Origin of the sequence: Bartonella sp. AA168HLJHH (assembly GCF_042197365.1) — a bacterium.
Taxonomy (GTDB): Bacteria; Pseudomonadota; Alphaproteobacteria; order Rhizobiales; family Rhizobiaceae; genus Bartonella.
Window position 1 is genome coordinate 1 of the sequence record NZ_JBHIRS010000040.1, and the last position, 5186, is coordinate 5186.

General features: G+C 38.8%; 6 protein-coding genes and 1 pseudogene. All 7 read right to left on the minus strand.

Annotated features, from left to right (window positions below; genetic code table 11):
- Positions 1 to 517: 517 nt before the first annotated feature.
- Positions 518 to 619, minus strand: a complete 102-nt coding sequence (locus ACFINM_RS09320) for a DUF2087 domain-containing protein (protein ID WP_375612583.1) — start codon at positions 617 to 619, stop codon at positions 518 to 520.
- Positions 598 to 936 (minus strand): hypothetical protein, encoded by a 339-nt coding sequence (locus ACFINM_RS09325; RefSeq protein WP_375641220.1) that lies wholly within the window; start codon positions 934 to 936, stop codon positions 598 to 600. Before ACFINM_RS09325 ends, ACFINM_RS09320 begins: the two co-directional genes overlap by 22 nt.
- Positions 937 to 1092: 156 nt before the next feature.
- A complete protein-coding gene (locus ACFINM_RS09330) occupies positions 1093 to 1215 on the minus strand; it encodes a hypothetical protein (protein ID WP_375612581.1) in 123 nt (40 codons plus the stop codon).
- Between the two features lie 9 nt (positions 1216 to 1224).
- Positions 1225 to 2379 (minus strand): MFS transporter, encoded by a 1155-nt coding sequence (locus ACFINM_RS09335; protein WP_375641222.1) that lies wholly within the window; start codon positions 2377 to 2379, stop codon positions 1225 to 1227.
- A 531-nt stretch (positions 2380 to 2910) separates the two neighbouring features.
- On the minus strand, positions 2911 to 4149 hold the full coding sequence (locus ACFINM_RS09340) for a DUF2087 domain-containing protein (RefSeq protein WP_375641224.1): 1239 nt from the start codon (positions 4147 to 4149) through the stop codon (positions 2911 to 2913).
- A 10-nt stretch (positions 4150 to 4159) separates the two neighbouring features.
- A complete protein-coding gene (locus ACFINM_RS09345) occupies positions 4160 to 4834 on the minus strand; it encodes a hypothetical protein (protein WP_375621763.1) in 675 nt (224 codons plus the stop codon).
- Between the two features lie 214 nt (positions 4835 to 5048).
- A pseudogene (locus ACFINM_RS09350) lies at positions 5049 to 5186 on the minus strand (MFS transporter); the annotation flags it as partial.

Here is a 5186-nt window from a genome sequence, read left to right on the forward strand (position 1 = left end):
ACTATCTATATCACTAAATACTAAGGGGGATTTTTACCTAGAAAGCTTTTTGGGGTAGCGAGCCTATGCCTATGATCTGTGGAGGCAGTGCTTTACGGCTCAGATAGAGAAATAACAGCTTTTTACACTATCCTAACATACATAATGGCTATGGTATGTAAGAATAGTGCTGTTTTTTATACGGAGCTGTCTTATTATAAAATTAAGTAGGGTAGGGAAAGAACGTATAGGTATGTAATTTACGCGCATAAAGGCTTTGTAGAAATTAAATCTAAACTCAGATTCTCTTGGTTCTTATGTCATCTCTCCCTTTGTCCTATGTGTAGTCTGTATAACCAAATCCTCAAAACAATCCGCTAACTTTTTGTAACAAAAAACTGCAAACAATTCCTTGAACTCCAAACTATCTATACCACTAAATACTAAGGGGGGCGCATAGCTGGCCTAAACTCTCTTTACAGAAAACAAAAAAACAAAACGCTGCATAAGAAAAACTCAAATGCTTGAATTTTTTCTTTCAACGTATGCGCTGATATTTGCTTGCATATCGTCTTAAAAATCCATTTTCCACCAAGATTCGTCTTAATCTCGCAAAATCTAAAGTAAAAAGGCTACATATTTTTGATGTTTCCGTTTCGCGATAGTTTTTCCTATTTTAAATGCTTCTGCAATTTTTGTAAGTATATCTTCTGTTTCTAAATGACGATCGCTAAAAATTTCCATATTTCGTACATTTTTATCTTCTAGCGCTTGCCATAATTTATCGATTGCTTGAAATCCCTTTGTTGTGTTTTGAATAAGACCAAGGTTTAAAAGGCGATTAATAGATTTGTGAATGTTTTTGGTCTCTGAATTGACAAGTTTGAGGATATCAGAAAAAATTTTAGCACCAAGTATAATAACAGTATAGACAGCGCGTAGTGTTGGTGAGGTCATGGCAGAAATGAGCGAATTATAAGAAAAATGATTTGGCTGTATTGCACATGGATATCAATAGAATATTATTCGTGCAGAATGTAGCTACCTTACGCTTGTCTACCCCATAATCCTTTAAGCTATGAGACAATTTGCAACGGCGTTTACAGAGCAATCTTAAAAGACCGTTTTGAGCTTTTTTGCCGCAGAGTGTGTTACAAAATCATAATTGAGCCATTTATGGCGAAGTGTTTTGAGTGCTCTTGTTGTGCCACCGGTTGCAAAAACTATATGTGACATGGAAGCTGCTTATTTTTTCGTTTGCATGAGGCAAAGGCAAGAAGCAAAGGCGGAGGCACCAACAATCATGCAAAAGGTGAAAGCGATATGATTGTTGAAATGGCTGATAATCCATCCACTTGTCCATGAGCCGGCGGCTTGGCCAATATTTGAAATAACAAGAATATAACTGAAAAGAACACTGGCAGAGAGGGATGTAGTTGTTTTCCCTGCTTGATAGTATATCTCTGGAATCATGACAGATTCATAGACACTGTAGGCAATTAACGCAGTCACAGCGGTAAAGACCCCACCTATGAGGAAAAACGAGGAGAAACTTCCCATAAAGCAGAGCAGATAAAAAGTTGATTTATCAGAAAGGCTGAGATGTTTATTGATTATTCCTTGCCAGATACAAATACTGATGCCAACAATTGAAAAGAAAATTCCACTATAAGGGGCGAGATTGCTGTCAAATTTACTGAGAAGTGTTGTGGTGGTGATGAAAATTCCCATGAGGTATGCACAAAGCAAAGCCGTGACCAGCAAATAAGCAATAGAACGATTATGTATTATTGTTTTTAAAGAAGAAAGAAGAGCTTTTTTTGTTTTTTTATTCTTTTCAAGAGATAATGTTTTATGCGGGTAATGATAAACAATTTGAATGGATAGAACACAAAGATACAAACCAATGAGTGCAAAAAAAGCCATTAAGAAGGTTGATGCGTTGTATTTTATGGCACTCGTTGCAACAAGAGGGGCGATAACGACAGCAGCATTTTGAAAAAAAGAATAGAGAGTTAATGCGCGTTTAAGAGCATTTTCATTGAGATGTTCTGATAAAATTTCTCTCAAAAATGGCTTTGAAATTGCTTTCGAAAAAGCCATTAAGGTAAAAAAGATCAACCATGCAGAAGGTGTGAGCGATAGGATAATGCACACAAAAGCGCTACTCCTTAAAATAAAGGCGGTAGCCATTAAGAGTTTACGCGAAAATCTTTCTAATAAACCTGTTGTGGTTACCATGAGAATGCTTTCAAGGATTACCGATCCAGCGAGATAAAAAGCAACATTGGCAGCAGTTATGAGAGAAGAGTTTCCAAGCAGAGGGAGTACAAAGAAAAAGGAAAATTCAGAAAGAAAAACTGTGCTATAGATGAAAAAAGGAATTTTATTTTTGCCCATGGAATTTCCATAGAAGTGTTGTTAAATGATCAAAGACATTTTGTTGTATCTTTTGAGGAAGTTTTGCCAGCCCTATTTCTGCTGTGCACATTTCGTTGAAATAGTATCTTTCTTGATTCACTAGCCAGTCCAATGCAAGAATATTGTTTTTTCTACGATGTTTTTAGAAATATCGAGCATGATTTGGATTGAGCAACAACACTGTGCCCGGATGTTCGCGCAACAATCGTAAGATCATTGAGACCTTGATCCTATATCTTCTCCTGATGGTTTTGACTATTTCTAATTCTTTTTGATAACCACCCAATCCTTTTTGATAACCAATTGGCATCCCGCACTCTTGTTCCTCCCCATTGCATCTCTTGCGAAGAGGGCACGCTAATCTCATCTCCATAGATTGTCAACATATGAATGGGATGAATGATTTTGTAACCTTTTAATGAAATTATATTTTTTTAGTGGAAGGTTATTCATTCTCTTGAAATAGAGAAGAAAAACGATAGCGTTCGCTAATCATTTTTCAATTCTCTTTTAGCGCATGCGTTGATATTTTCCTCCATGGCGTTGTAAAAAACCTCTCTCAACAAGAGTGCGTCGTAATCGGGCAAAGTCTATCGTAAAGAGGTTGCATATCTTGGAAACTTCCGTTTCGCTATAGATTTTTTCCTTCTGAAAGGCTTCACCAATTTTTGATAGCATCTCTTCTGTTTCTAAATGGCGGTCGCTTAAATTTTCCCTATTCCGCTCATGTTTATTTTCTAGCATTTTCCACACTGTCTCTTCGGCTTGAAATCCTTCTGTTGTGTTGTGAATAAGTCCGAGATTCAAAAGGCGATTGATGGATTTGTGAATGTTTTTGGCATCTGAATCGACATGTTTGAGGATATCAGTAAGATTTTTTGCACCAAGGATAATGGCGGCATAAACAGTACGCAGTGTCGGTGACGTCATGGCAGAGATCAGTGAATTGCGGGTATTGCGTTTGTGAAGGGTTTCTTTCCCCATGGGCAAAAGATCATTGCGAATGGGCAGTTCATTGATTTCTATGAGTTCTGCTTGGAGCGATTGTGCGCGTACAATTTGTTCGGCTGGGGTGCGTTTGCGAATAATCCCCAGACCACTTTGGCGATATTTGTGGTTTTCGGGGAGTGTTAAAGCTTCATAGGAGCCATCAAGCCGGTAGAGAATTTCTTCCCACAAAGGAGTTCTGACGCGTCGAACCCGCTGTTCGCCATTGAGAGAAATTGTTGTTGTTATGGTTGGTTCATGTAGACAAAGATAACCACCCGCGGTGATGTGTTCCCAAAGGGTTATAACAAATCGCACATCATCTGCGGGAGTACCAGCATCAAGCCAAGCAAAATCTATTGGTCCCCAAGATTTGAGCGTTTCATCATCAAGAGAGAAAAAATTCTCATGGATAAATGTTACAGTATCTTTTTCAATACCGCCTTGAAGCAGTTCTTGCCATGCTTCTTCGGCTGATTGACCTTCGACTGTAAAATCATCAATGGTGATAAGCCGAGGTTCGTAATTCTCAAGGATTCCTGAAGGATCAAGCAAAGCTGTGCGCTCTTCCCAGGTGGAAGATTCTAAAAGTTTTTTATCTTGTTGCCATGCTTGTTTTGCTTTTTGCAGTGCTTTAGCAATCAAGCGCGTACTATCACCAGCACCGATTTCAATGACTGTGCGCGGTCTTGCCATTTGAATAAGCGCATAAATGAGCTGTGCACTATTTTCTGTTCCCATGCCAGGTCTTATCAGCTGCATCTTTTTATCCTTATAATTTTACCAATCGTAGCATTCCTGCTTTTATAAAAAACTTTATTGAATCCTCTAGCGGATATTGAATACGTATTGGTGTGGTGGCTTGCTTCAAGAGATGTTTTGTTTTTTCATGAAGCCGGATTGTACGCCCATTGAGTTGATTAATGGCAAGACTGCCAAGAGAAGAATCTATGATAATACATGTTGGCTCTCGTAAAAGAGCGGTTGCATCATTTTCTGAAAATGCTTTTTGATCTGTTTCGATGAGACCGTGTCGTAAAAGTGATATCAAAAGACTTCCAGAGGCAAGAAGAGTACCATTGAATTGTATTTCCCTCAGTGATTGGACAAGGCAGCCTTCACGAAGTGCTTCAAATGTGGGAAAGTCGAATCCGCCAAATGCCGCTCCTTTTGTAGAAACAATGGTGATGGGTTGTATTTGCCGTTTGCCAATGAGTGCTGGTTTGTTTTTTATTATTTGTACATCTTTTGCCCATTGAACGCGTGATAAAGGATTGAGTTCACTTGGGTAGACAGCGAAAGAATTGATGGCTATGGGCGGCGTTGGTTTTTGCAATTCAAGTGTGTGGGAGCTCTCATGACAATCATGTCGCATATAGTCTGCCAGTTGCCACACATAGCCGCCTGTTCCATTGTAAAAGTTTAAGCCTATAGGGTCTTGTTGCATGATGTTATCGTTTTTTTTTACTTTAAAATATCAAGCTTTGGGGAGGGTTGTTAGTTGCTCTACATTAAAGAGTGGTTTATCAAAGTCCTATTGGGTTGGTATGGGGTTGCATGGGATACAACGATTTGATAGGGATTTTATTGAAATTTGATTGGGTGGTGATTGTCATGTCCTTTTGTGGTGTATGGTTTGCTTGAGAAAAACGCCTCGTCCACTAACCATTATCAAATTCTCTCTGTTTTTTTTGTACGGCACTGTTCAAGATAAAACCTAAGATGCCTGTGATCATTGTGGCGATGCCAATGATAAACAGTGTGCTTTGGGTGTGATGCACTTTTACAAAACCGGCTCC